Origin of the sequence: Streptomyces sp. AC512_CC834, from assembly GCF_019049325.1 — a bacterium.
In the GTDB taxonomy this organism is placed as follows: domain Bacteria; phylum Actinomycetota; class Actinomycetes; order Streptomycetales; family Streptomycetaceae; genus Streptomyces.
In genome coordinates this window covers 111,083-135,529 of the sequence record NZ_JAGMUO010000023.1, presented here as the reverse complement: position 1 = coordinate 135,529, position 24,447 = coordinate 111,083, and the positions used below count along the sequence as shown (strand labels likewise).

Annotated in this window: 19 protein-coding genes and 1 riboswitch; of the genes, 15 read left to right on the top strand and 4 right to left on the bottom strand. The window is 70.9% G+C overall.

Features of this window, described 5'->3' with window-relative positions; translation table 11 throughout:
* The first annotated feature begins 5 nt into the window (after positions 1-5).
* Positions 6-908, top strand: a complete 903-nt coding sequence (locus KUM40_RS08770; RefSeq protein WP_217164774.1) for a cellulose-binding protein — start codon at positions 6-8, stop codon at positions 906-908.
* A 52-nt stretch (positions 909-960) separates the two neighbouring features.
* Here KUM40_RS08770 and KUM40_RS08765 read toward each other — a convergent pair whose 3' ends face one another.
* Positions 961-2,601 (bottom strand): cation acetate symporter, encoded by a 1,641-nt coding sequence (locus KUM40_RS08765; protein ID WP_217164696.1) that lies wholly within the window; start codon positions 2,599-2,601, stop codon positions 961-963.
* A complete protein-coding gene (locus KUM40_RS08760) occupies positions 2,598-3,077 on the bottom strand; it encodes a DUF485 domain-containing protein (RefSeq protein ID WP_217164694.1) in 480 nt (159 codons plus the stop codon). Before KUM40_RS08760 ends, KUM40_RS08765 begins: the two co-directional genes overlap by 4 nt.
* 540 nt (positions 3,078-3,617) lie before the next feature.
* Between KUM40_RS08760 and KUM40_RS08755 the strand changes: the two genes are divergently transcribed.
* From KUM40_RS08755 to mfd, 3 genes are all read left to right on the top strand, one after another.
* Positions 3,618-4,406 carry an ABC transporter ATP-binding protein gene (locus tag KUM40_RS08755; protein ID WP_217164692.1) on the top strand — a complete coding sequence of 263 codons (789 nt, stop codon included), beginning with the start codon at positions 3,618-3,620 and terminating at the stop codon, positions 4,404-4,406.
* On the top strand, positions 4,403-6,970 hold the full coding sequence (locus tag KUM40_RS08750) for an ABC transporter permease (protein WP_217164690.1): 2,568 nt from the start codon (positions 4,403-4,405) through the stop codon (positions 6,968-6,970). The genes KUM40_RS08755 and KUM40_RS08750 overlap by 4 nt, the downstream gene beginning before the upstream one ends.
* A gap of 384 nt (positions 6,971-7,354) precedes the next feature.
* A complete protein-coding gene (gene mfd, locus KUM40_RS08745) occupies positions 7,355-10,888 on the top strand; it encodes a transcription-repair coupling factor (RefSeq protein WP_217164688.1) in 3,534 nt (1,177 codons plus the stop codon).
* Positions 10,889-11,066: 178 nt separating this feature from the next.
* On the opposite strand, the gene KUM40_RS08740 is transcribed toward mfd, so the two are convergent.
* On the bottom strand, positions 11,067-11,264 hold the full coding sequence (locus KUM40_RS08740) for an antitoxin (RefSeq protein WP_217164686.1): 198 nt from the start codon (positions 11,262-11,264) through the stop codon (positions 11,067-11,069).
* Positions 11,265-11,409: 145 nt separating this feature from the next.
* Between KUM40_RS08740 and KUM40_RS08735 the strand changes: the two genes are divergently transcribed.
* On the top strand, positions 11,410-12,225 hold the full coding sequence (locus tag KUM40_RS08735) for an HNH endonuclease family protein (RefSeq protein ID WP_217164684.1): 816 nt from the start codon (positions 11,410-11,412) through the stop codon (positions 12,223-12,225).
* Here KUM40_RS08735 and KUM40_RS08730 read toward each other — a convergent pair.
* A complete protein-coding gene (locus KUM40_RS08730; RefSeq protein WP_217164682.1) occupies positions 12,200-13,141 on the bottom strand; it encodes an aminoglycoside phosphotransferase family protein in 942 nt (313 codons plus the stop codon). The two genes, KUM40_RS08735 and KUM40_RS08730, sit on opposite strands and share 26 nt — an antisense overlap.
* 269 nt (positions 13,142-13,410) lie before the next feature.
* Between KUM40_RS08730 and KUM40_RS08725 the strand changes: the two genes are divergently transcribed.
* The 10 genes from KUM40_RS08725 to KUM40_RS08680 all read left to right on the top strand — a co-directional run bounded on the left by KUM40_RS08725 (position 13,411) and on the right by KUM40_RS08680 (position 24,358).
* Complete coding sequence (locus KUM40_RS08725; protein WP_217164680.1) at positions 13,411-14,064, top strand: SurA N-terminal domain-containing protein; 654 nt, start codon at positions 13,411-13,413, stop codon at positions 14,062-14,064.
* Between the two features lie 118 nt (positions 14,065-14,182).
* Positions 14,183-15,160, top strand: a complete 978-nt coding sequence (locus tag KUM40_RS08720) for a nucleoside triphosphate pyrophosphohydrolase (protein ID WP_217164677.1) — start codon at positions 14,183-14,185, stop codon at positions 15,158-15,160.
* 71 nt (positions 15,161-15,231) lie between these two features.
* Entirely contained in the window at positions 15,232-16,500 is a 1,269-nt protein-coding gene (locus KUM40_RS08715; protein WP_217164772.1) for a cytochrome P450, read from the top strand.
* 143 nt (positions 16,501-16,643) lie between these two features.
* Positions 16,644-17,699, top strand: coding sequence for a transglycosylase family protein (locus tag KUM40_RS08710; RefSeq protein ID WP_217164675.1), 1,056 nt, complete (start codon positions 16,644-16,646; stop codon positions 17,697-17,699).
* A gap of 183 nt (positions 17,700-17,882) precedes the next feature.
* Positions 17,883-18,050, top strand: a riboswitch (cyclic di-AMP (ydaO/yuaA leader).
* A 3-nt stretch (positions 18,051-18,053) separates the two neighbouring features.
* Positions 18,054-18,788 (top strand): transglycosylase family protein, encoded by a 735-nt coding sequence (locus KUM40_RS08705; protein WP_217164673.1) that lies wholly within the window; start codon positions 18,054-18,056, stop codon positions 18,786-18,788.
* A gap of 259 nt (positions 18,789-19,047) precedes the next feature.
* A complete protein-coding gene (gene eno, locus KUM40_RS08700; RefSeq protein WP_217164671.1) occupies positions 19,048-20,328 on the top strand; it encodes a phosphopyruvate hydratase in 1,281 nt (426 codons plus the stop codon).
* Between the two features lie 108 nt (positions 20,329-20,436).
* Positions 20,437-20,919: a septum formation initiator family protein gene (locus KUM40_RS08695; RefSeq protein ID WP_217164670.1), complete on the top strand. Its 483-nt coding sequence runs from the start codon at positions 20,437-20,439 to the stop codon at positions 20,917-20,919.
* A 50-nt stretch (positions 20,920-20,969) separates the two neighbouring features.
* Complete coding sequence (locus KUM40_RS08690; RefSeq protein WP_217164770.1) at positions 20,970-21,575, top strand: DUF501 domain-containing protein; 606 nt, start codon at positions 20,970-20,972, stop codon at positions 21,573-21,575.
* A complete protein-coding gene (locus tag KUM40_RS08685) occupies positions 21,572-22,528 on the top strand; it encodes a Ppx/GppA phosphatase family protein (RefSeq protein ID WP_217164668.1) in 957 nt (318 codons plus the stop codon). The genes KUM40_RS08690 and KUM40_RS08685 overlap by 4 nt, the downstream gene beginning before the upstream one ends.
* Positions 22,529-22,933: 405 nt before the next feature.
* Positions 22,934-24,358: an NAD(P)/FAD-dependent oxidoreductase gene (locus KUM40_RS08680; RefSeq protein WP_217164665.1), complete on the top strand. Its 1,425-nt coding sequence runs from the start codon at positions 22,934-22,936 to the stop codon at positions 24,356-24,358.
* The last annotated feature ends 89 nt before the right edge of the window (positions 24,359-24,447 follow it).

Genomic DNA, 24,447 nt, shown 5'->3' with positions numbered 1-24,447 from the left:
TGAGCATGAGCGGCGCGGCGGCGTCTCCCCACGGCTTCGTGACCGTACGCGGGCGCGGGCGCGGGCGTGAGCGCGGCTACCGTCCCGAGCAGGTGGAGAAGTGTGCGGCGGCACTCTCCGAGGACCGTGACGCAGCCTGGGAGCGGGCCGCCCGCCTCACCGTGCTGGCCCGGGAGATGGAGGAGGAGCTGGAGGACCTGTGGGACGTGGTCGCAGAGCTCACCCCGCAGGACTACGAGACGCTCGGGGAGCGCGCGCGGCACCTGTTCCAGCTCGGCCGGGAAGAGGCCGAGGCCGTACGGGAGAGGGCGCGTGATGCGGCCGACGGGATGATGGAGGACGCGCGGGCGCACGCCGCCGGGGTGCGGGAGGCGGCGCGGGCGCACGCCGACGCCGTACGCGACGAGGCCGACGAACGGGCCAGGCAGCGGCTGCTCGCGGCGCGCGCGGAGGCCGACGAGGCGCGGATCGAGGCGCGGCGCGAGGTGAAGGCCGGGCGCGGGGAGGCGCTCTCCGCGCTGCGCGAGATGCGCAGGCGCACGACCGGGATGTCGGCCGAGCAGCGCCGGGGGCTCGCCGAGCGGTGGGCCGCCGCCGAGCGGACCGAGGGCGAGCGCGCGCAGGCCCTGGACGCCCACCACGAGGAGTTGGTGGCGCGCGCCGAACAGGGGGTGCGCGAGGCGGAACAGGACCTGTCCGACGCGCGGGAGGCGGTCGGGCGGCGGCAGGAGGAGGCCCGGGCCCGGGCGGCCGAGGTGGTCGCCGAGGCCCGGGTGTGTCAGGAGCGGATCGCCCGCGAGACGGAACGGGTGCTGCGTGAGCACGGTGAGCGGTGGGACGAACTCCAGGCCCATATGGCCTGTGTACGCAGCAATCTGAGTTCGCTGACGGGCCGGGCGGTGGAGTGAGGCCGGGGGCCCGCTTCCTCGACTGACGGTGCTGGCACCGGCACCGGCACCGTCAGTCGCCCCTGCGGACCGCCCCCGCCAGGATCCAGCTCTCCACCGCCTCGTAGTGGCGGCGCTGCTCCTGCGCCTTGCGCCGGCCGGAGAGCATCGTGCCCAGCCAGCCGCAGGCGAAGCCCAGCGGGATGGTGACCAGGCCCGTCGTGGTGAACGGGAACCAGTTGAAGTCGGCCTCGGGGAAGGCGGAGACCGGTGAGCCGGAGACCAGGTTGGTGCCCGGCATCAGGAGCAGGACGGCCACTGAGCCCCCGATGAGGGTCCAGAGCAGTCCGGCGCGCGTGTAGCGGCGCCAGAAGAGGCCGTAGACCAGGGCGGGGGCGATGGCCGAGGCGCCCAGGCAGAAGGACAGGGTCACCAGGGGCTGGAGGCTGCGGTGCTGGACGAGGGTGGCCAGGACGATCGCGGGGATGCCGACGGCCAGCGCCGAGACGCGGGCGAGGGTCATCTCGCGGCGCGGGGACATCTCCTGTACGCGGGTGGCGAAGACGTCGTGGGCCAGGGAGTTGGCGCAGGCGAGGATCATGCCGCCGACGGAGGCGAGCAGGGTGAGGAAGACCGCGGTGGTGACCGTGGTGAAGAGGAACGTTTCCGCGGTGGACACCCGCGCACCGAAGGCCGCCTGCGAGCCCAGCAGATAGGCGGTGTTGCCCTGCGGGTCGATCCCCGCGATGGCGGCCCGCCCGACCAGTGCCGCCGCGCCGAAGCCGACGACCGTGACGACCAGCACGAACAGCGCCACGCTGGACACCGCCCAGGACATCGAGCGGCGCACCTGGCGGGCGGAGGACGCGGTGTACATGCGCATGGTGACGTGGGGGAGGCAGGCGCCGCCGAGGACGACGGTGAGCTGCGAGGAGATCATGTCCGCGTCGGGGTGGGGCCCGCCGGCGAACTGGAGTCCCGAGTCCAGGAACGCCGAACCCACGCCGCTGCGGTCCGCCGCCGTGTCGAACAGCGCGGCGGGGTCCCAGTCGAAGCGGTTCAGGATCAGTACGGCGACGACGGCGCCCGAGCCGAGCAGCATCACGATCTTGAGGATCTGGATGAGTGCGGTGCCCTTCATCCCGCCGATCGCCGCGTAACCGATCATCAGCACGCCCAGGCCGACGATGCAGCCGGTCTGCAGCGACTCGCCGGAGAAACCGAGGACGAACGCGAGCAGTTGGCCGGTGCCCGCGAGCTGCACCAGCATCAGCGGCAGCAGCGCCGCGATGGTCACGGCGCAGGCCACGATGCGCACCCCGCGCCCGGGCATCCGGCGGGCGAGCGCGTCGCCCATAGTGAACCGGCCCGCGTTGCGCAGGGGTTCGGCCAGCAGGAACATCAGCAGCATCAGCGACAGTGCGGTGCTGAGCGCCAGCACGACGCCGTCGTGGCCGAAGAGGGCGATGACGCCGCTCGTTCCGAGGACGGACGCCGCCGAGATGTAGTCACCGGCGATCGCGAGGCCGTTGCGCATGGGGGACAGGGAGCTGTACCCGGTGTAGAACTCGTCGAGGTCGTCCCGGTCGGGGCCGGTCATCACGCACAGCAGCAGCGTGACGGTGGCGACGGCCGTGAAGCCCACCAGGGACATCGCCTGGGCGTTGCCGCTGAACTCCGTCGTCGCGAGCTCTGTCGTCGCGAGCCCTGTCATCGCCCCGCCTCCCGCCTGGCGTCCAGTTCGGCCTCCTTGCGGATGCGGTCCGCGAGCGGGTCGACGCGGCGCCGGGCGGTGTACTCGTACAGCGCGATCGCCAGGCAGGTGACGGGGAGTTGGACCAGGGCGAGCAGCAGTCCGGTGGGCAGCCCGCCGGCGGCGGTGCCGGTCATGACCCCGGGTGCGTACGCGGACAGGATCAGGAACAGCGTGAAGTAGCCGAGCGCGGCGAGCGTCGCGGTGCGCCGCTGCCGACGGTAGGCGCTGCGCAGGACCCGCAGGTCGCTGTGGTGCCCGAGCGGATCGCGCCGGGGAGCCCGGTGGCCGGTCCGCGGTGGCGGGGCGTACGGCGGTGTGGAGTGGGACGGTGGGCCGTACGGCGATGGGTCGTACGGCGGTGGGTCGTACGGCGGTGGGTCGTACGGCGGTGGTGGTGGTCCGTGCCGGTACGACGGGGACGGGTCGTAGGACATCCCGGTTCTCCTTGCGCGGCTTGGGTCCGAGCGGCGGACCGCAGGAGGTGGGGGGTGGGGGTCCCGCACGTTACTCGCGAGTTGGGTAACGCGCTGCGTTTTGGCCAAACTGATCGGTCGGTATGTGGCCACCGTGAGCGCCCGCTTGCCCCTGACGCGGCGGGAGGGTGGACGCTCGGTGCGTCTGGGGGTGGAGGGCGACCCCGAGGTCCGCTCCACCGGAGGGTGGACGGCCCCTAGGGGTACCTCCGTACTACGGCTCGGGGAGGGTTCGTACCGACGGAGGACGAGACGGACCCGGTGACGTCCTTAATCTGGCTTTACACCGCTGGGGGGCGGTGAACCGGACCCTCGGGGGTGGGGTTTTCCCCAGCAAAAGAGTGCGCTGAACACCAGCGCGGTCGACCCCCTGTTCCGGACAGACTCTTCGAGACAGCAGCACGGACACCACGGCACCTCGACACCACGACGGGCGCGGCAGCGTACGCCGCTACCGCCGGCACCGGCGGCTCACTCGATGACCGACATAGGAGACTTGACATGACATCGGCCGTAAGTATTCCCACGCACGGGAGCACTGGAGGGCGTACGGCCGTTGCCGCGCGAGCGCGGCAGGTCGTGAAGGCCTACGGATCGGGCGAGACCCGGGTGGTCGCCCTCGACCACGTGGACGTGGACATCGCCCGCGGCCAGTTCACCGCCATCATGGGCCCGTCGGGATCCGGCAAGTCCACGCTGATGCACTGCCTGGCCGGTCTGGACACCGTCACCAGCGGGCAGATCTACCTCGACGAGACCGAGATCACCGGCCTGAAGGACAAGAGGCTCACGCAACTGCGCCGGGACCGGATCGGCTTCATCTTCCAGGCGTTCAACCTGCTCCCGACGCTCAACGCGATCGAGAACATCACGCTGCCCATGGACATCGCCGGCCGCAAGTACGACCGCGCGTGGCTGGACCGGGTCGTGGAGACCGTGGGGCTCGCCGGGCGGCTCAAGCACCGGCCCACCCAGCTCTCCGGCGGCCAGCAGCAGCGGGTCGCGGTGGCGCGGGCCCTGGCCGCCCGGCCCGAGATCATCTTCGGTGACGAGCCGACCGGAAACCTCGACTCGCGCGCCGGCGCCGAGGTGCTGGGCTTCCTGCGCCGCTCGGTCACCGAGCTGGGCCAGACCATCGTGATGGTCACCCACGACCCGGTGGCCGCCGGCTACGCGGACCGGGTGCTGTACCTCGCCGACGGCCGGATCGTGGACGAGATGCACCACCCGACCGCTGAGGCCGTCCTCGACCGCATGAAGGATTTTGACGCCCGGGGGCGCACGTCATGACCGTCGTGAAGACTTCGATGCGCAACTTCTTCGCGCACAAGGGCCGCATGGCGCTCTCGGCGGTGGCGGTGCTGCTGTCGGTGGCGTTCGTGTGCGGCACCCTGGTGTTCACCGACACGATGAACACCACCTTCGACAAGCTCTTCGCGGTCACCTCGTCCGACGTGACGGTCATGCCGAAGGACGCCAAGAGCGACGACACCCCGCAGAGCGGCGTGCCCGAGGCCCTGCCAGCCTCCGCGCTCGAGCGGGCCCGGGGCGCCGAGGGCGTCAAGTCGGCCGAGGGCGCGGTCAGTTCGATGAACGTGACCGTCGTCGACAAGGACAACGACAACGTGGGCGCCACCAGCGGCGCCCCGACCATCGCGGGGAACTGGACGAAGAACGACCTGCGGTCGATGGAGATCACCTCCGGGCACGCCCCGCGCGGGCCGACCGAGGTGATGGTCGACGCCGACACCGCCGACAAGCACGACCTGAAGCTCGGCGACGAACTGCGCACCATCGCGCAGACCGGCGACTTCAAGGCGAAGATCGTCGGCATCGCCTCCTTCACCGTGACCAACCCCGGCGCCGCTGTCCTCTACTTCGACACGCCCACCGCCCAGCGTGAACTGCTCGGCGGTACCGGAAAGTTCACCCAGCTCAACGTCACCGCCGAGGCCGGCGTCTCCGACGCGCGGCTGAAGCAGAACGTCACCGAGTCCCTGGGCAGCGGCACCTACAAGGTCCAGACGGGCAAGGAGAACGCCGACGAGAACCGTGAGGGCATCGGCGAGTTCATGGACGTCATCAAGTACGCCATGCTCGGCTTCGCCGGTATCGCGTTCCTGGTCGGCATCTTCCTGATCATCAACACCTTCTCCATGCTGGTCGCCCAGCGCACCCGCGAGATCGGCCTGATGCGGGCCATCGGTTCCTCCCGTCGGCAGGTCAACCGCTCGGTGCTGGTCGAGGCGCTCCTTCTCGGCGTCGTCGGCTCGATCCTCGGTGTCGCGGCCGGTGTCGGAATCGCCGTCGGCCTGATGAAGCTGATGTCGTCGGCGGGCATGAACCTGTCCACCGACGACCTGACCATCAAGACGGCGACCCCCGTGGTCGGCCTGGTCCTCGGCATCGTGGTCACCGTCCTGGCCGCCTACATCCCGGCCCGCCGCGCCGGCAGGATCTCCCCGATGGCCGCTCTGCGCGACGCCGGTACGCCGGCCGACGGCAAGGCCGGCTGGATACGCGGCCTGATCGGCCTGGTGCTCACCGGCTCCGGCGCGGCGGCCCTGCTCACGGCGGCCGGCGCCGACAAGGCGAGCGACGGTGCGCTGATGCTCGGCGCGGGCATCGTGCTCTCGCTCATCGGTTTCGTCGTCATCGGCCCGCTGCTGGCCGGCTTCGTGGTGCGGGTGATCAGCGCGGTGCTGCTGCGGGCCTTCGGTCCGGTGGGCCGGCTGGCCGAGCGCAACGCCCTGCGCAACCCGCGCCGCACCGGCGCCACGGGTGCCGCTCTGATGATCGGCCTCGCGCTGGTGGCCTGCCTCTCGGTCGTCGGCTCCTCCATGGTCGCCTCGGCCACGAGCGAGCTGGACAAGACGGTCGGCGCGGACTTCATCGTCCAGGGCAACCAGCGGATCGTCCCGCAGGCCGAGAAGGCCATGCAGGACACGCCCGGCCTGGAGCACGTCACCCGCTACAAGGTGCTCGAGGCCACGCTGACCTCGCCCGACGGCAAGACGGACGACGACGGCGTCACGGCCGCGGACCCGACCTACGCCCAGGACGTGCGCCGCGCGACGACGGAGGGCAAGCTCACCGCCGCCTACGGCACCGACGCCATGTCGGTCGGCTCGGACTACGCCGAGAAGCACGGCGTGCACGTCGGGGACACCCTCTCCGTCGCCTTCAAGGGCGGTGAGACCGCGAAGCTCAAGGTCGCCGCGATCACGAGCGACGACGTGGCCATCGACCAGGGCGCCCGGTACATCAGCCTCGAGACGATGCGCAAGTACCTGCCGGCCGACAGCGTCCCGCCGAACACGATCATGTTCGCCAAGGCGAAGGACGGCCAGGCCGACCAGGCGTACGCGGCGCTGAAGAAGTCCCTGGACGCCTACCCGCAGTACCAGGTGGCCGACCAGACCGACTACAAGCAGGAGCTGAAGGACCAGGTCGGCCAGTTGCTGAACATGGTCTACGGCCTGCTCGCCCTGGCGATCATCGTCGCCGTCCTCGGTGTGGTGAACACCCTGGCGCTGTCGGTGGTCGAGCGGACCCGGGAGATCGGCCTGATGCGGGCGATCGGCCTCTCCCGCCGCCAGCTACGCCGCATGATCCGCATGGAGTCCGTCGTCATCGCCCTCTTCGGCGCCCTGCTGGGCCTCGGGCTGGGCATGGGCTGGGGCGCCACCGCGCAGAAGCTGCTCGCCCTGGAGGGACTGAACGTCCTCGACATCCCGTGGCCGACGATCATCGGGGTCTTCGTCGGTTCGGCCTTCGTGGGCCTGTTCGCCGCCCTGGTCCCGGCATTCCGGGCGGGCCGCATGAACGTCCTGAACGCCATCGCGACGGAGTAGCGGCCCGACAGCCACCGCACACGGGGGTTGCGGGGGAGAGCCCGGCACCGGAGACCATGAGGCCTCCGGTGCCGGCCTTCTTTCGTGGACCACCTTCCGTCCCACCGAGTCGGCACCCGTCAGCCCACCGAGTCGACACCTTTCCGGCCCACCGACCCGGCCTGCGCCCACCCACCCGGCACCCGGCACCCGGGACCCCGCGCCCCGTGCCCGGCGCCTCGTGCCCGGCGCCTCGTGCCCGGCACTCCGCGTCCGGCACCCCGCACCCCGCGCCGTCCACAGCCCCCGGCGTCCGTCCGCGCAGCGACGTACGCTGGAGACCCCCGACCCTCACCGCGTCGGGTTATTCGTGTTGTCCCACCCCAGGACGGAAGCGCCCCCTCCATGAGCCTGCACGGTCTGCTCGACGCCGTCGTCAAGGACACCGCCCTCGCGGAAGCGATCTCCGCGGCCGCAGACGGCAACCGCATGCACGTCGACCTGGTCGGCCCGCCCGCGGCCCGCCCCTTCGCGGTCGCAGCCCTGGCCCGCGACACGGGCCGCCCCGTGCTGGCGGTGACGGCGACGGGACGCGAGGCGGAGGACCTGGCCGCGGCGCTGCGTTCACTGCTGCCGCCCGAGGGCGTCGTGGAGTACCCGTCCTGGGAGACCCTCCCGCACGAGCGGCTCAGCCCCCGCAGCGACACCGTCGGCCGTCGCCTGGCCGTCCTGCGGCGCCTGGCCCACCCCCGCCCCGACGACCCCGAGACCGGCCCGGTCTCCGTCGTCGTCGCGCCGGTGCGTTCCGTGCTCCAGCCCCAGGTCAAGGGCCTCGGCGACCTGGATCCTGTGGCGCTGCGCTCCGGGCAGAGCGTCGACCTGGAGGAGATCGTCCAGGCCCTGGCCGCGGCCGCGTACGCGCGTGTCGAGCTGGTGGAGAAGCGTGGGGAGTTCGCCGTGCGCGGCGGCATCCTGGACGTGTTCCCGCCGACCGAGGAGCACCCCCTGCGCGTCGAGTTCTGGGGCGACGACGTCGAGGAGATCCGCTACTTCAAGGTCGCCGACCAGCGCTCCCTGGAGGTCGCCGAGCACGGCCTGTGGGCCCCGCCCTGCCGCGAGCTGCTGCTCACCGACGACGTGCGCGAGCGCGCGCGGGTCCTCGCCGAGGACCACCCCGAACTGGGCGAACTGCTCGGAAAGATCGCCGAGGGCATCGCCGTCGAGGGCATGGAGTCCCTGGCGCCCGTCCTCGTCGACGACATGGAACTGCTCCTCGACGTGCTGCCCAAGGGCTCGATGGCCCTGGTCTGCGACCCGGAGCGGGTGCGTACGAGGGCCGCCGACCTGGTCGCGACGTCGCAGGAGTTCCTCCAGGCGTCCTGGGCGGCCACCGCGGGCGGCGGCGAGGCGCCGATCGACGTCGACGCGGCCTCCCTGTGGTCCATCGCGGACGTCCGGGACCGGGCCCGCGAGCTGGACATGATGTGGTGGTCGGTGTCGCCGTTCGCCGCCGACGACGCGCTGGACGACGCCGACACCCTCAAGCTCGGCATGCACGCCCCCGAGACCTACCGCGGCGACACCGCCAAGGCACTGGCCGACACCAAGGGCTGGCTCGCCGACGGCTGGCGCGCGGTCTACGTCACCGAGGGCCACGGCCCGGCCGCCCGCACCGTCGAGGTCCTCGGCGGCGAGGGCATCGCCGCCCGCCTCGACAAGGACCTGGGCACGCTCAGCCCCTCCGTCGTGCACGTCTCCTGCGGCTCGGTCGAGCACGGCTTCGTCGACCAGGCCCTCAAGCTCGCCGTGCTCACCGAGACCGACCTGACCGGTCAGCGGGCGGCGGGCCGCGAGGGCGCCCGGATGCCCGCCAGGCGCCGCAAGACCATCGACCCGCTCACCCTGGAGGCGGGCGACTACATCGTCCACGAGCAGCACGGCGTCGGCCGCTACATCGAGATGGTGCAGCGCACCGTCCAGGGCGCCACCCGCGAGTACCTGGTCGTGGAGTACGCCCCCGCCAAGCGCGGCCAGCCCGGCGACCGGCTCTACATCCCCACCGACCAGTTGGAGCAGATCACCAAGTACGTCGGCGGTGAGGCCCCCACCCTGCACCGTCTCGGCGGCGCCGACTGGACCAAGACCAAGGCCCGCGCCAAGAAGGCGGTCAAGGAGATCGCCGCCGACCTGATCAAGCTGTACAGCGCGCGGATGGCGGCGCCCGGACACGCGTTCGGCGCGGACACCCCCTGGCAGCGCGAGCTGGAGGACGCCTTCCCCTACGTGGAGACGCCGGACCAGCTCACCACCATCGCCGAGGTCAAGGACGACATGGAGAAGACGGTCCCCATGGACCGCCTCATCTGCGGCGACGTCGGCTACGGCAAGACAGAGATCGCGGTCCGCGCCGCCTTCAAGGCCGTCCAGGACGGCAAGCAGGTGGCCGTACTCGTCCCCACGACCCTGCTGGTGCAGCAGCACTTCGGAACGTTCGGCGAGCGGTACGCGCAGTTCCCCGTGAACGTGCGGGCGCTCTCCCGCTTCCAGACCGACACCGAGTCCAAGGCGACCCTGGAGGGCCTGCGCGAGGGTTCGGTGGACATCGTCATCGGCACCCACCGCCTGTTCGCCTCGGAGACCAAGTTCAAGGACCTGGGCCTGGTCATCGTCGACGAGGAGCAGCGCTTCGGCGTCGAGCACAAGGAGCAGCTCAAGAAGCTCCGCGCCAACGTCGACGTGCTGACCATGTCCGCCACCCCCATCCCGCGCACCCTGGAGATGGCGGTCACCGGCATCCGCGAGATGTCCACGATCACCACCCCGCCCGAGGAACGCCATCCGGTGCTGACCTTCGTCGGCCCCTACGAGCACCGGCAGATCGGCGCCGCGGTCCGCCGCGAGCTGCTGCGCGAGGGCCAGGTCTTCTACATCCACAACCGTGTCGAGTCCATCGACCGCGCGGCGGCCCGGCTGCGCGAGATCGTCCCCGAGGCGCGCATCGCCACGGCCCACGGCCAGATGTCCGAGCAGGCGCTGGAACAGGTCGTGGTCGACTTCTGGGAGAAGAAGTTCGACGTGCTGGTCTCCACGACCATCGTCGAGTCCGGCATCGACATCTCCAACGCCAACACCCTCATCGTCGAGCGCGGCGACAACTTCGGCCTCAGCCAGCTCCACCAGTTGCGCGGCCGCGTCGGCCGGGGCCGCGAGCGCGGCTACGCGTACTTCCTGTACCCGCCGGAGAAGCCCCTGACGGAGACGGCGCACGAGCGCCTGGCGACCATCGCCCAGCACACCGAGATGGGCGCGGGCATGTACGTGGCGATGAAGGACCTGGAGATCCGCGGCGCGGGCAACCTGCTCGGCGGCGAGCAGTCCGGCCACATCGCCGGCGTCGGCTTCGACCTGTACGTGCGGATGGTCGGCGAGGCCGTCGCCGACTACCGGGCCTCCCTCGAGGGCGGTGTGGAGGAGGAGCCGCCGCTCGAGGTCAAGATCGAGCTGCCCGTCGACGCGCACGTCCCGCACGACTACGCCCCCGGCGAGCGGCTGCGGCTCCAGGCGTACCGGTCCATCGCCTCCGCGAACAGCGAGGAGGACGTCAAGGCCGTACGCGAGGAACTCGTCGACCGTTACGGCAAGTTGCCGGAGCCGGTGGAGAACCTGCTGCTGGTCGCGGGCCTGCGCATGCTCGCGCGGGCGTGCGCCGTCGGCGAGATCGTGCTCCAGGGCAACAACATCCGCTTCGCGCCGGTGGAGTTGCGCGAGTCCCAGGAGCTGAGGCTCAAGCGGCTCTACCCCGGCAGCGTCATCAAGGCGGGCACGCACCAGGTGCTCGTGCCGCGCCCGAAGACCGCGAAGGTCGGCGGCAAGCCGCTGGTCGGGCGGGAGCTGCTCGGCTGGGTGGGAGAGTTCCTGGCCTCGATCCTCGGGTCCTGACGGCCTCGACCCTGGTCCTGACGGCCTCGATCCTCGCTTCGTGGCGGCTTCGGTCCTCGGGCCGTGGCCACACCGATGGCTCTGCACACCGATGGGGAAGCCGTCCACGGGACATGCCCATGGACGGCTTCGACGCAGGCCCAGGTCCAGGTTCAGGTCCAGGTAACGGAGCGGGCTACTACCGCTCCGGCCCCTCGCCACCCTGCTCGCGGCCGAAACCGAGCTTGCCCTCGGCCTGCTGCTGCGCGGAGTCGACCTGCTTCTCGTACTTGCCGCCGGTCCGCTGGTTGACCTGGCGTTCGGCGGCGTCGGACATCTTCCTTGACTTGTCCTTGTCCTTGCCGGCCATGCTCTTCATCTTGTCGAGGATGCCCATGCAGAGCTCCTTCCGAGACGTGACTCACTGTCGACGGTACGGCAGATATGTCCAGCATGCCCACTAAAGCCTACTGTGGCCCACTATGGTCTGGACCTCTCGGTCGCTACGGTGAAACCGGCGAACGGCAAGGGGAGGGGCGCCCATGAGGCGGCACAGCAGGAGTCGTACCGGATGGGCCGCGGGCGCGATTGTGGCCCTGTCCCTGGTCACCGGATGCGAGGGTCTCGACGGCGACGGGACCCCCTCCTCGGGCAGCGGCGCCGAGGCGCCGGCCCCCGAGGCATCGGACCGCGAGGGCCGGGCCGTCAGCCCGCTGGACAACCCGGACGGAACCGAACCCGGCCTCGCCCCGCTCACCGGCGACACCGACGAGGCGACCGCCCGTAAGCTCATCGACGGCCTGGAGACCAAGGGGCGCGGCCCCAAGACGGGCTACGACCGCGACGAGTTCGGCTACGCCTGGATGGACACGGCGGACGGCGTACCGCTGGCGAGGAACGGTTGTGACACGCGGAACGACTTGCTCAAACGCGACGGCCAGGAGCTGCGTTTCCGCTCCGGCTCGGACTGCGTGGTCGTCGCCATGACGCTGGCCGATCCGTACACCGGCAAGAGCATCGAGTGGCGCAAGCAGAAGGCGAGCGAGGTACAGATCGACCACGTCGTACCGCTCTCGTACAGTTGGCAGATGGGATCGGCCCGGTGGCCGGAGAGCAAGCGCGAGCAACTCGCGAACGACCCGCTCAACCTGCTCCCCGTCCAGGGCCGCGCCAACTCGGCGAAGCAGGACTCGGGTCCCGCGTCCTGGCTGCCGCCCAGCAAGGCGATCCGCTGCTCCTACTCGGTCCGGTTCACGCAAGTGGCGCTGAAGTACGAACTGCCGGTCACCGCGCCGGACAAGACGATCATGCTCAAGCAGTGCGGAGCCACCCTCACCGGCGAGAGTGCGGTTCCGTGAGCAACTCTGCCAGGCCGTCCGCGAATTCGGTGAGCCAGTCCAGCCGCGGTCCGCTGCGGGCGATACGGAATCCGTGACGACGGCCCCAGAACGCAGCCTGGACGGCATGGAACTGGGCCCAACGCCGGACGCGTCCGCGATCGAGTTCCGCAGCTTCGGCGAAGACGTCCAAGGCGCGGTGAACAGCCTTGCGCAGGTCGTCCGCTTCGAGGAGCACCAGGGCGCGCGCCTTGAGCAGCGTGCCGCCGTCGTACGCGGGGTCCCCGACGTACCCCTTGGGGTCGACGGCCAGCCACGGCTCGCGGTCGGCGCGCAGAATGTTGCGAGCGTGCAGGTCGCCGTGGAGGAGAGTGCCGGGCTGGGCGCGGCCCAGCTCCCGGATGGTCGCCACGGCAGCATCCAGTACGTGGCGCGACAGCGTGTGTGTCAGCTCCCTGGCATCCTTGCGAAGCTGCTCCTCCCAGGTGTTCGCCCCATCGCTGAGCCGGGGCAGGCCGGGCGGCGCGGGGACAGCCAGACGGCGATTGATCCGCCCCGCCACCGCCATCACCTCGTCCCCGTCCTCAACCTCCGCCAGAGTCGAGGTCTGGGCCCGTTCGAGCAGCATCGCGAACCGTTCGTCGTCCCGTTTGTGCAGGAGAACAGCGCCGCGCCCGCACCACGCCGCGAACGCGTCCGGCTCATGGACATTGCCGGGATGCGGAAACGACACCTTCAGTACTGCGGCATCGCCGGTCAGCCGTCGCACCGGGACGATCACCCCGACACCTCCGTGCATGACCTCGCCGTCCGGCACACAGCCCCAGGCGTCCAGCAGGTCATCGACGATCCCGGGAAGTTCGGCGAGCCACGCCGATCCAGGTTCTCCTTCGCGCCCGACAGTGCCGCGCGCGAACTCCTCTGGTACCGCAATCATCCGGGCACCCTACGGGTCGGCGTGACATCGCTGCGAGAGTCAGTACAGCGCCGGCGACCGCGCCGCCGCGCACGAGACTCCGGCGCACCCTCCAGTGGCTCGGCCAGGTACGCGGCCGAGGGCCCTCCCCTCCCGCGGGACGGTGAGGCGGTGCCCGAAGTCCTGGTGAATCGTTGGTCCAATGGGTTGGCCAGAGCCTGGCCACTGCCTACCATCGATCATCGCAAGACTTTGTGCACCGTCGCACAATCTCCAATCGGGAGGTTCCCTTGCACCGCCGCAGTCGCCGTCGCTCCGCGCTTCTCCTCACCGCCGCGATCGTCGCCGCGGCACCCCTGCTCGCCGCCTGCGGCAACGACGCGCATCCGGGCGCGGCAGCCGTCGTCGGCGACCAGCGGATCACCGTCGCCCAGCTCGAGAACCGCGTGGACGAGGTGCGCGAGGCGCAGCGCGCCGCCGTCCCGGACGACGCCCAGTACCAGCAGGTCGTCGCCAGGACCGGCACCCTCACCCGCGACACCCTGCACGGCATGGTCCTCGACCAGGTCCTGCACCGCGCCGCCCAGGACGCCGGGGTGAGCGTCACCCGCAAGGAAGTGCAGCAGATGCGCGGCGGCCTGGAGGAGCAGGCGGGCGGCCCCGAGCAGCTTGAGACCGTCTGGCTCCAGCAGTACGGCGTCGCCCCCGAGCGCCTCGACGCCAACCTCCGTCTCCAGCTCGAGGCCCAGAAGCTCGCCCAGAGCCTCGGCACCGACACCAGCCGGCCGGAGTTCTGGCAGGCCCTGTCCAAGGCGTCCAAGAAGCTCGACGTCGACCTCAACCCGCGCTACGGCGCCTGGGACGTCGAGAAGAGCAGCCGCGTCGACACCGAGGTGCCGTGGCTGCGGGAGGTCACAGCGGCAGGGACCCAGCAGACGGCATAGCGCTGCTCCCGCCGGTCCCGTAACGCCCCTTCCGGTCCTGTAACGCTCCCGCCGGTCCCGCGCACGGCCCCCTGTGGACAACTCGGGGGCCGTCGGCGGCGTGCGTTAGGTTCGGGGAGTGAACGCAACCACCGCCGACGCGACCGCCGCGGACCCGGGCCGCATCGTCCTGCTCACCACCAGCCACCGCGTCGCCCCCGGCCTGCTGTCCTGGCCCGCCTGGCAGGCCCTGCGCAGCGCCGACCGCGTCCTGTGCGCCGACGCGGCCCACCCGCAGTTGCCGTATCTGCGCGAGGCGGGCATACGGGTCGACGAGGCCGCCCCGACCGCCGAGGAACTGGTGGACGCCTGCGCCGGCGGCCGCACGGCGGTGGTCGTCGCGACCGGTGAGGGCGACCCCGCGCTCACCGACGGCCTGGCCCGCCTCGCCGGCTCCGGCCGCGTCCACATGCCCGACCTGGAGCTGCTCCCCGCCTCCTACGACCTCCCGGGCGCCCGCCTCCTCGACCTCGTCCAGGTCATGGACCGCATCCGCCTCGACTGCCCGTGGTCCTCCCAGCGCACCCACAAGGGGCTGGCCAAGTACGCCATCGAGGAGGCGTACGAACTCGTCGAGGCCATCGAGGACGGCGACCGCGAGGAACTGCGCGAGGAGCTGGGCGACGTGCTCCTCCAGGTCGTCTTCCACGCCCGCATCGCGGAGGAGGACCCGGACGCCCCGTTCTCCGTCGACGACGTGGCCGGCACCATCGTCGACAAGCTCGTCCACCGCCACCCGCACGTCTTCGGCGACGAGACGGCCGCCACCCCGGAAGAGGTCCGCGAGCACTGGCTGCGCACCAAGGCCGCCGAGAAGCAGCGCACCTCGGTCACCGAGGGCGTCCCGCTCGGCCAGCCCGGCCTCGCCCTCGCCGCCAAGCTCGCCTCCCGCGCCCGCACGGCCGACCTCCCGGTCCCCCTGCCCACCGGCGAGGGCGTCGGCTACGAACTCCTGGCCCTCGCGGCCCGCGCCGAGGCCGAGGGCACCGACCCGGAAGCGGCCCTGAGAGCGGCGGCCCGGGCGTACCGGGACGCGATCAGGGACGTCGAGGCGTGAGCGGCCACCGGCCCGCCCCCGCCCACCGGCCCGCCCCCGGCGACCGCACGTCCGACGGTCCCGTCCCCGAGCTGTTCACCTGGGAGTTCGCGAGCGACCCCTACCCGGCGTACGCCTGGCTGCGTGAACACGCCCCCGTGCACCGCACCCGGCTGCCCAGCGGGGTGGAGGCCTGGCTGGTCACCCGGTATGCCGACGCGAAGCAGGCCCTCGCCGACCCGCGGCTGTCCAAGAACCCGGCGCACCACGACGAGCCCGCGCACGCCAAGGGCAAGACCGGCATTCCGGGGGAGCGGAAGGCCGAGTTGATGACCCATCTGCTGAACATCGACCCGCCCGACCACACCAGGCTGCGCCGCCTGGTCAGCAAGGCGTTCACGCCCCGCCGGGTCGCCGAGTTCGCGCCCCGGGTGCAGGAGCTGGCCGACGACCTCATCGGCCGGTTCGCGGCCACCGGCTCCGCCGACCTGATCCACGAGTTCGCCTTCCCGCTGCCCATCTACGCCATCTGCGACCTGCTCGGCGTACCCCGCGAGGACCAGGACGACTTCCGGGACTGGGCGGGCATGATGATTCGTCACGGGGGTGGACCGCGGGGCGGGGTCGCGCGGTCGGTGAAGAAGATGCGGGGCTATCTCGCCGACCTCATCCACCGCAAGCGCGCCGCGCTGCCGCCCGAGCCGGGCCCCGGCGAGGACCTCGTCTCCGGGCTGATCCGCGCCTCCGACCACGGCGAGCACCTCACCGAGAACGAGGTCGCCGCGATGGCCTTCATCCTGCTCTTCGCAGGTTTCGAGACCACGGTCAACCTCATCGGTAACGGGGTGTACGCCCTGCTCACCCACCCCGAGCAGCGAACCCGGCTCCAGACGTCCCTCGCCGCCGGTGAGCGCGGCCTGCTGGAGACCGGCGTCGAGGAACTCCTGCGCTACGACGGCCCGGTGGAGATGGCGACCTGGCGCTTCGCCACCCGGCCGCTGACCGTCGGCGGGCAGGACGTCGCGGCGGGCGATCCCGTCCTCGTCGTCCTCGCCGCCGCCGACCGGGACCCGGAGCGATTCACGGAGCCGGACACCCTGGACCTCGCCCGCCGCGACAGCCAGCACCTGGGATACGGCCACGGCATCCACTACTGCCTCGGCGCCCCGCTCGCCCGGCTGGAGGGGCAGACGGCGCTCGCCACGCTCCTCACCCGCCTGCCGGACCTCGCCTTCGCCGCGGACCCCGCCGAACTCCGGTGGCGCGGCGGGCTCATCATGCGAGGCCTGCGCACCTTGCCCGTATCGTTCACGCCGTTCGCGTCATCGACCGACAACGTTGCGTCGTCAACGCAAAAGTGACACGCGCTCAACTCTGTGATCTTCACGTGATCTGCGCGGCATGAACTTGTGACAAGCGATCATCTGCCTATACGTTCACGAATCAGCGTGGCGCCCAGCATCACCCGCCGCGCGGTCCCCGTCGTCTCGTGAAAGGTCGTCGCATGCTCTCCGGGAACGGTCGTCACCGTCGCCCCCGCCAGGCTCCCGCCCTGGTCGTCGCCGCCGGAGTGACCGGCTCCGCCATCGCGATCCCGCTGCTCGGCGCCACCGGCGCCCACGCGGCCGACTCGGCGAACTGGGACCAGGTCGCCCAGTGCGAGACCGGCGGCGCCTGGAGCCAGAACAGCGGCAACGGGTACTACGGCGGTCTGCAGTTGTCGCAGGAGGCCTGGGAGCAGTACGGCGGTCTGGAGTACGCGCCCAGCGCCGACCAGGCCAGTCGCTCCCAGCAGATAAGAATCGCCGAGAAGATACACGCGGACCAGGGCATCGCCGCCTGGCCGACCTGCGGCCTGCTGGCGGGTCTGGGCAACGACTCGGGGCTCACGGACAGTGGCTCGGACGCGGCCGGTGACGGCGCGTCGGAGGGTTCGGACACCCCGGACACCTCGGATTCCTCGGACACCTCGGATTCCTCGGACACCTCGGGGGAGACGGGCACGGACACGGACACGTCCAAGTCGTCCGAATCGCCCGCCAGCACGGAAAAGCCCGAGTCGTCCCAGACGTCCGAGTCATCCGAGTCATCCGAGGCGCCGGAGTCGGCTTCCGAAGGATCCCCTTCGTCCCCTTCGCCCTCTTCCTCACCCTCCTCGTCCGCTTCTGACGCCCCGTCCGACGATGCGGACCAAACCGCCAAGCCGGGCACATCGCCGGAAACCGACTCCTCGGCGAGTGCCGAACCGGAGGGCACCGACGGCACGTCCGGTGCGGGCCGCCATCGCGGCGACAGTGCCGACGAGAACACGGTGAAGCGGGGCCTCACGGACAACGCGGCGGGGCGGCACGCCTCGCGTGACGATGATTCGCGGGAGGCCGACGGAGGCTCGTACATCGTCCGCTCCGGCGACAGTCTCTGGGCCATCGCCGACTCCTTTGGCGTCGACGGCGGATGGCGTGCGCTGTACGCCGACAACGAGCGGGTCGTCGGTGCGGACCCCGACCACATCCTGCCCGGTCAGACACTCACGGTCGCGGGCGAATCGGGCGAAAAGTAGAGGGAGTTCACGTCACGGTTAGAGACCGTATGTCCGTTTTGGATCTCGTGAGAGATAGGTCTCAGAAGCCGTGATCGTCTTTGAAAATCCGCGGAGCGCGTGTCTACGGTCATGACCGCTCGCCACCGCGGGCCCCGACAGCCGCAACGCCGAATCCTGCCAGCGGCCGTACGGGAACAGTCGTCGCGTCAAGCGCCGAAGGCAGGAGCGGGGGACCCAAGGTAAGTGCCGCACCGGGCAGTTGAGCCGGAGCGGCTAGGGGTGGAGCCGAGTTCCGTCAAGGAACCCGGCCGGGCAACTCAACCGGCCCGAACCCGACAGCTCACCTCGCAGGCGTCGGTGAGGGGATCAACCATGCTGTTTTCCGGCAAGGGCAAGCACCGTCGCCCGTCCAAGGCCACCCGTGTCATCGCCGTCGCAGGCGTCACCGGTGCCGCCGTCGCCGCCCCGCTGATGGCGGCCGGCAACGCCTCCGCCGCCACCGCGTCCGAGTGGGACGCCGTCGCCCAGTGCGAGTCCGGCGGCAACTGGTCCATCAACACCGGCAACGGTTACTACGGCGGTCTGCAGTTCTCCAGCTCCACCTGGGCCGCCTACGGCGGTACGCAGTACGCCTCCACCGCCAACCAGGCGAGCAAGGCGCAGCAGATCGAGATCGCCGAGAAGGTGCTCGCGGGCCAGGGCAAGGGTGCCTGGCCGGTCTGCGGCACCGGCCTGTCGGGCGCCGCGTACACCGGCGGCGACTCCGGCAGCTCCGAGAGCTCCGGCAGCTCCGAGAGCTCGGAGAGCCAGAGCAGCGGCTCCAGCGCGGAGCGCTCCAGCGAGCAGAAGGCCTCCCGCTCCTCCGAGCGCCCGGCGGCCGAGAAGCAGGCCGAGCAGAAGGCCGAGAAGAAGACCGTCACCACCCCGACCGGCACCAAGGTCGAGAAGGGCGACGGCGAGTACAAGGTCGTCAAGGGTGACACCCTCAGCTCGATCGCCGAGGAGCACGAGGTCGAGGGCGGCTGGGCGAAGCTGTTCAAGCTGAACGGCGACATCGTCGACGACGCCGACCTGATCTACCCGGGCCAGCAGCTCCACCTCAAGTAGGCGGCGGCCCCCGCGACTCCCGCCCCGGTGCGTGTTCCCCCGTACGCACCGGGGCGGGATTTTTGCGCCCCCGATTCGGGTGCTGTTTCCGGAAACGTCTTTGTTCCGTTCGGAAACAATTTACTCTCGGTTCTGTCCAGCGGGTGGGCGATCGGCTGGCCGATCGCCCGGAGCCGGTTAGGCTCGGTCCCGCAGAGCCGCTGCGGTCCTGTGGACCCGCGCGTCACACCGAAGCGTCACATTGAAGAAGGAGATGCTCGTGCCGTCCATCGACGTCGTCGTAGCCCGGGAAATCCTGGACTCCCGAGGCAACCCCACGGTCGAGGTCGAGGTCGGCCTCGACGACGGCAGCACGGGTCGTGCCGCCGTTCCGTCCGGCGCCTCCACCGGTGCCTTCGAGGCCGTCGAACTCCGTGACGGCGACCCGAGCCGTTACCTCGGCAAGGGTGTCGAGAAGGCCGTCCTCGCCGTCATCGAGCAGATCGGCCCGGAGCTGGTCGGCTACGACGCCACCGAGCAGCGCCTGATCGACCAGGCCATGTCCGACCTGGACGCGACCGACAACAAGGGCTCGCTCGGCGCCAACGCCATCCTGGGCGTCTCCCTCGCCGTCGCCCACGCCGCCTCCGAGGCCAGCGACCTGCCGCTCTTCCGCTACCTGGGCGGCCCCAACGCGCACCTGCTGCCGGTGCCGATGATGAACATCCTGAACGGCGGCTCGCACGCCGACTCCAACGTGGACATCCAGGAGTTCATGATCGCCCCGATCGGCGCGGAGTCCTTCTCCGAGGCCCTGCGCTGGGGCGCCGAGGTCTACCACACCCTCAAGAAGGTCCTGAAGAAGAAGGGCCTGGCCACCGGCCTCGGCGACGAGGGCGGCTTCGCGCCGAACCTCGGCTCCAACCGCGACGCCCTCGACCTCATCCTCGAGGCGATCAAGGAGGCCGGCTACACCCCCGGCGAGCAGATCGCCCTGGCGCTCGACGTCGCCGCGTCCGAGTTCTACAAGGACGGCTCCTACACCTTCGAGGGCAAGGAGCGCACCGCCGCCGAGATGACCGAGTACTACGCCGAGCTGGTCGAGGCGTACCCGCTGGTCTCCGTCGAGGACCCGCTGTTCGAGGACGACTGGGATGGCTGGAAGGTCCTCACCGACAAGCTCGGCGACAAGGTCCAGATCGTCGGCGACGACCTGTTCGTCACCAACCCCGAGCGCCTGGCCCGCGGCATCGAGGACGGCGCCGCCAACGCGCTGCTGGTCAAGGTCAACCAGATCGGTTCGCTGACCGAGACCCTGGACGCCGTGGAGCTGGCCCAGCGCAACGGCTTCAAGTGCATGATGTCCCACCGCTCCGGCGAGACCGAGGACGTCACCATCGCCGACCTGGCCGTCGCCACCAACTGCGGCCAGATCAAGACCGGTGCCCCGGCCCGCTCCGAGCGCGTCGCCAAGTACAACCAGCTACTGCGCATCGAGGAGATCCTCGACGACGCCGCGGTGTACGCCGGCCGCAGCGCGTTCCCCCGCTTCAAGGGCTGAGCGCCGCCGTCGTAGGCAGCGTCGTACGTACGTCCCCGTACTCGGTCCCGTACCGTGTGCGGGGACGTACGCACGTATGACGACGTGAAGGCGGAGGCGGGGACAGACATGGCGGTGAAGGACCGGGACCGTTTCTCCACCGCGACCAGGATCCGGATCATCGGGGAACAGACCGCGGCCCGGGTCTACCGCTCGCAGACCAAGCGCCAGGCCCGTCGCTCCCGGCTGACCGGCCGGGCCGCGCTGCTCGCGATGGTGCTCTGCTCGCTCGTCGTGGCGCTCGCCTATCCGATACGGCAGTACGTCGCCCAGCGCGCCGAGATCGCCGACCTCCAGCGGGAGCAGCAGGAGACCCGCGACCGGGTCGAGGACCTGCGCGACCTCAAGGCACGCTGGCAGGACGACGCCTACGCCGAGCAGCAGATCCGGCTGCGGCTGCACTACGTGATGCCCGGGGAGACGGGGTTCGTCGTCGTCGACCCGGACGCGGCCAAGCAGGCACGCGCCGAACTCGGTGCCGCCGACCGTCCCTGGTACCGGAGCGTCTGGGACGGGGTCGACAAGGCCGACGCCGCCGCCGGCCGGCAGTGAACCCGACCGCGCCGGACATGACCCAACAGGAAGACCAGCAGAAGACAGTCATGCAGAATCCCCCGCCGACCACCCCGCGCACCGAGCCGACCGACGCGGACGTGGCGGCCTTCAAGCAGCAGCTCGGACGGCCCCCGCGCGGTCTGCGCGCCATCGCGCACCGCTGCCCGTGCGGACAGCCGGACGTCGTGGAGACCGCACCGCGGCTGCCCGACGGCACGCCCTTCCCGACGCTGTACTACCTGACGTGCCCGAAGGCGGCCTCCGCGATCGGCACGCTGGAGGCGAACGGCGTGATGAAGGAGATGACCGAGCGGCTGGGCACCGACCCTGTCCTGGCCGCCTCCTACCGCGCCGCGCACGAGGACTACATCCGGCGCCGCGACGAGATCGAGGAGCTGACCGGCTTCCCGAGCGCGGGCGGCATGCCGGACCGTGTGAAGTGCCTGCACGTGCTGGTCGCCCACTCGCTGGCGGCCGGTCCCGGCGTCAATCCGCTGGGCGACGAGGCGATCGCGATGCTGCCCGAGTGGTGGCGCAAAGGGCCGTGCGTGACGCCCACCGACCGGGCCGACCGGGCTGCTGACCGGGCCGATCAGGCTGCCGGCCAGGCCGATCAGGCTGCCGGGCAGGCCGACCAGGAGGACGCCCAGTGACCCGTGTCGCCGCCATCGACTGCGGTACGAACTCCATCCGGCTGCTCGTCGCGGACGCCTCCCCGGCCACCGGTGAGCTGACCGACCTGGACCGCCGGATGACCATCGTGCGGCTCGGCCAGGGCGTCGACCGCACCGGGCGGCTGGCGCCCGAGGCGCTGGAGCGGACGTTCGCCGCCTGCCGCGAGTACGCCGAGGCCGTCAAGGAGCACGGCGTCGAGCGGCTGCGCTTCGTGGCCACCTCCGCCTCCCGGGACGCGGAGAACCGGGACGACTTCGTGCGCGGGGTGCTGGACATCCTGGGCGTGGAGCCGGAGGTCATCTCGGGCGACCAGGAGGCCGAGTTCTCCTTCACCGGCGCCACGAAGGAACTGGCCGGCCGGGACCACTTCGACAAGCCCTACCTGGTCGTCGACATCGGCGGCGGCTCCACCGAGTTCGTCGTCGGCGACGACCACGTGCGCGCCGCCCGCTCCGTGGACGTCGGCTGTGTCCGGATGACCGAGCGGCACCTGGTGCGCGACGGCGCGGTGACCGACCCGCCCACCGAGGCGCAGGTCGCGGCGATGCGGGCCGACATCGAGGCCGCCCTGGACCTCGCCGGACAGACGGTGCCGCTGCGCGAGGCGCGCACGCTGGTGGGTCTTGCCGGGTCCGTGACGACGGTGTCCGCGATCGCGCAGGAGCTGCCGGAGTACGACTCGGCGGTCATCCACCACTCCCGGGTCTCCCGCGACCGGGTCCGGGAGATCACCGGCTGGCTGCTGCGCTCCACCCACGCCGAGCGCGCGGCGGTCCCCTCCATGCACCCGGGCCGGGTCGACGTGATCGCGGCCGGGGCCCTGGTGCTGCTCTCGATCATGGAGCGGACGGGCGCCGAGGAGGTCGTCGTGAGCGAGCACGACATCCTCGACGGCATCGCGTGGTCGGTCGCGCAGGGCATCCCGCGGTAGCGGTCTGAGCAGGACGGACAACGATTGAGCGGGCGTCGGGGGGCCTCTCGGGGCCCCTCGGTGACGTCGCGTCGGGAAAGTTCGTGAAGTTCTTCACAAGGAATTGGGCCCTGGCGGACGACGGGAGCGCCCTCGTTGACCCTTTTGGGGTTTCAACTGCCCTTTGAACGTGTTCAGGACGGTGTCCCGAAGGGATCCCGCAGCGCCCTCACGGGGCGGTGGTCCACCGTCCCGGAAGCGCGGAGGTGCAGCTCACGCGGCATTGACAACGGGGTCCTCTACAGGCTGGTTCCGTCGCCCGCCATGATCTCCGTCACGTGAGCGGCGGATGGTAGCACAGGCGGCACCCAAGCTTGTGAAGGGGCGCACGAACCACCCCCCTCAACCGGGTGGATACTCGATGGCATGAGCACCACGGAGCGTCCCAGGATCCTCGTAGTAGGCGGTGGGTACGTAGGCCTGTACGCAGCTCGACGCATCCAGAAGAAGATGCGTTACGGCGAGGCGACCGTCACCGTCGTCGACCCGCGGTCGTACATGACCTACCAGCCCTTCCTCCCCGAAGCCGCCGCCGGCAGCATCTCCCCGCGGCACGTCGTCGTCCCCCTGCGGCGCGTGCTTCCGAAGGCGGAGGTCCTCACCGGCCGGGTCACCACCATCGACCAGGACCGCAAGGTCGCCACGATCGCCCCCCTGGTGGGCGAGGCGTACGAGCTGCCGTTCGACTACCTGGTCATCGCGATGGGCGCGGTCTCCCGCACCTTCCCGATCCCCGGCCTCGCCGAGCAGGGCATCGGCATGAAGGGCATCGAGGAGTCCATCGGGCTGCGCAACCACGTCCTGGAGCAGCTCGACAAGGCCGCCTCCACCACCGACGAGGAGATCCGCCGCAAGGCGCTCACCTTCGTCTTCGTCGGCGGCGGCTTCGCCGGCGCGGAGACCATCGGTGAGGTCGAGGACATGGCCCGCGACGCGGCCAAGTACTACAACAACGTCTCCCGCGAGGACATGCGCTTCGTCCTGGTGGACGCCGCCGACAAGATCCTCCCCGAGGTCGGTCCCAAGCTCGGCCAGTACGGCAAGGAGCACCTCGAGAGCCGCGGCGTCGAGGTCTACCTGTCCACCTCCATGGACTCCTGCGTCGACGGCCACGTGGTGCTCAAGAACGGGCTCGAGGTCGACTCCAACACGATCGTGTGGACGGCCGGCGTCAAGCCCAACCCGGTGCTCTCCCGCTTCGGTCTGCCGCTGGGACCGCGCGGCCACGTCGACACCGCGGCGACCCTCCAGGTCCAGGGCACCGACTACATCTGGGCCGCGGGCGACAACGCCCAGGTCCCGGACCTCGTCGGCCGCAAGGCGGGCAACGAGAACGCCTGGTGCCCGCCCAACGCCCAGCACGCGCTGCGCCAGGCCAAGGTCCTCGGCGACAACGTGATCTCCGGCATGCGGGGCTTCCCGCAGAAGGAGTACAGCCACGCCAACAAGGGCGCGGTGGCGGGTCTCGGCCTGCACAAGGGCGTCGCCATGATCGTCATGGGCAAGATGAAGATCAAGGTCAAGGGTCGTCTCGCCTGGTACATGCACCGCGGCTACCACGGCATGGCCATGCCGACCTGGAACCGGAAGATCCGCGTCTTCGCGGACTGGACGCTCGGCATGTTCCTCAAGCGCGAGGTCGTCTCCCTCGGCGCGATGGAGACCCCGCGCGAGGAGTTCTACGAGGCGGCCAAGCCGGCGCCGAAGGCCGCCGCGCCCAAGGCCGCCGACCAGGGTGAGAAGGCCGCGAAGGCCACGAAGCCGGAGAAGACCGAGGCGAAGGCCTCCTGACCTCCGGCCGACCGGGGGCGTAGCCCCCGCAGGACTCGCAGGACCGGCAGTACCCGCAGTACCCCGAAGGGGCCGCCCGCCATCCGTGG

What these genes read in the sequence shown, in the direction of transcription:
- KUM40_RS08760 (WP_217164694.1), bottom strand. Translation starts at nt 3,077, where the DNA reads ATGTCCTACGACCCGTCCCCGTCGTACCGGCACGGACCACCACCACCG.
- KUM40_RS08730 (WP_217164682.1), bottom strand. Translation starts at nt 13,141, where the DNA reads ATGATTGCGGTACCAGAGGAGTTCGCGCGCGGCACTGTCGGGCGCGAA.
- KUM40_RS08765 (WP_217164696.1), bottom strand. Translation starts at nt 2,601, where the DNA reads ATGACAGGGCTCGCGACGACAGAGCTCGCGACGACGGAGTTCAGCGGC.
- mfd (WP_217164688.1), top strand. Translation starts at nt 7,355, where the DNA reads ATGAGCCTGCACGGTCTGCTCGACGCCGTCGTCAAGGACACCGCCCTC.
- KUM40_RS08710 (WP_217164675.1), top strand. Translation starts at nt 16,644, where the DNA reads ATGCTCTCCGGGAACGGTCGTCACCGTCGCCCCCGCCAGGCTCCCGCC.
- KUM40_RS08770 (WP_217164774.1), top strand. Translation starts at nt 6, where the DNA reads ATGAGCGGCGCGGCGGCGTCTCCCCACGGCTTCGTGACCGTACGCGGG.
- KUM40_RS08755 (WP_217164692.1), top strand. Translation starts at nt 3,618, where the DNA reads ATGACATCGGCCGTAAGTATTCCCACGCACGGGAGCACTGGAGGGCGT.
- KUM40_RS08705 (WP_217164673.1), top strand. Translation starts at nt 18,054, where the DNA reads ATGCTGTTTTCCGGCAAGGGCAAGCACCGTCGCCCGTCCAAGGCCACC.
- KUM40_RS08750 (WP_217164690.1), top strand. Translation starts at nt 4,403, where the DNA reads ATGACCGTCGTGAAGACTTCGATGCGCAACTTCTTCGCGCACAAGGGC.
- KUM40_RS08740 (WP_217164686.1), bottom strand. Translation starts at nt 11,264, where the DNA reads ATGGGCATCCTCGACAAGATGAAGAGCATGGCCGGCAAGGACAAGGAC.
- KUM40_RS08690 (WP_217164770.1), top strand. Translation starts at nt 20,970, where the DNA reads ATGCAGAATCCCCCGCCGACCACCCCGCGCACCGAGCCGACCGACGCG.
- KUM40_RS08735 (WP_217164684.1), top strand. Translation starts at nt 11,410, where the DNA reads ATGAGGCGGCACAGCAGGAGTCGTACCGGATGGGCCGCGGGCGCGATT.
- KUM40_RS08695 (WP_217164670.1), top strand. Translation starts at nt 20,437, where the DNA reads ATGGCGGTGAAGGACCGGGACCGTTTCTCCACCGCGACCAGGATCCGG.
- KUM40_RS08680 (WP_217164665.1), top strand. Translation starts at nt 22,934, where the DNA reads ATGAGCACCACGGAGCGTCCCAGGATCCTCGTAGTAGGCGGTGGGTAC.